Source organism: Streptomyces sp. YS-3 (assembly GCF_045257485.1).
Classification (GTDB): domain Bacteria; phylum Actinomycetota; class Actinomycetes; order Streptomycetales; family Streptomycetaceae; genus Streptomyces.
Genome location: NZ_JBJHPC010001148.1, coordinates 1 through 744 on the forward strand (window position 1 = coordinate 1; position 744 = coordinate 744).

Below are 744 nucleotides of genomic sequence, written 5' to 3' on the forward strand. Positions count from 1 at the left end.
CGCCCACCCCGTCCCCGTACCAGGAAGGTGTCCGTCACCGTGGAAAGCGCCGCCCGGACCGCCCCGGCAGCTGTGATCGTCGCCATCGACGGCCCGTCCGGCACCGGCAAGTCCAGCACCTCCAGGGCGGTCGCCGCCAAGCTGGGGCTGAGCTATCTGGACACCGGCGCCCAGTACCGGGCGATCACCTGGTGGATGCTCATCAACGACATCGACACGGACGACCCGGCGGCGATCGCGACGGCCGCCGCCAAGCCGGTCATCGTCTCGGGGACCGACCCGAACGCGCCGACGATCACCGTCGACGGCCTCGACGCCGCCGGTCCGATCCGTACGCAGGAGGTCACCGCCAAGGTCAGCGCGGTCAGCGCCGTCCCGGAGGTGCGGGCGCTCGTCACCCAGCTCCAGCGCGACACGGCGGCCTCCGCGCCGGCCGGGATCGTGGTCGAGGGCCGTGACATCGGCACGACCGTGCTGCCCGACGCCGACCTGAAGGTGTTCCTCACCGCCTCCCCGGAGGCGCGTGCCGCCCGCCGCAGCGGCGRGCTGAAGGGCGTGGACGTCGCCTCCACCCGGGAGGCCCTGCTGAAGCGGGACGCGGCCGACTCCGGCCGCAAGACGTCCCCGCTGGCCAAGGCGGCCGACGCCGTCGAGGTGGACACCACCGAGCTCACCCTCGACCAGGTCATCGAGTGCGTGGTCACGCTCATCGAGGAGAAGCGAGCCGCCCTGTGACAGCCCTCC

At 72.9% G+C, this 744-nt stretch carries 1 protein-coding gene; it reads left to right on the forward strand.

What is annotated here, in order from left to right; translation table 11 throughout:
* Positions 1 to 27 precede the first annotated feature (27 nt).
* The gene (gene cmk / locus ACJA3G_RS38020; protein ID WP_406557550.1) at positions 28 to 735 is read left to right on the forward strand and encodes a (d)CMP kinase; all 708 of its coding nucleotides are present in this window, start codon (positions 28 to 30) and stop codon (positions 733 to 735) included.
* Positions 736 to 744: the final 9 nt, after the last annotated feature.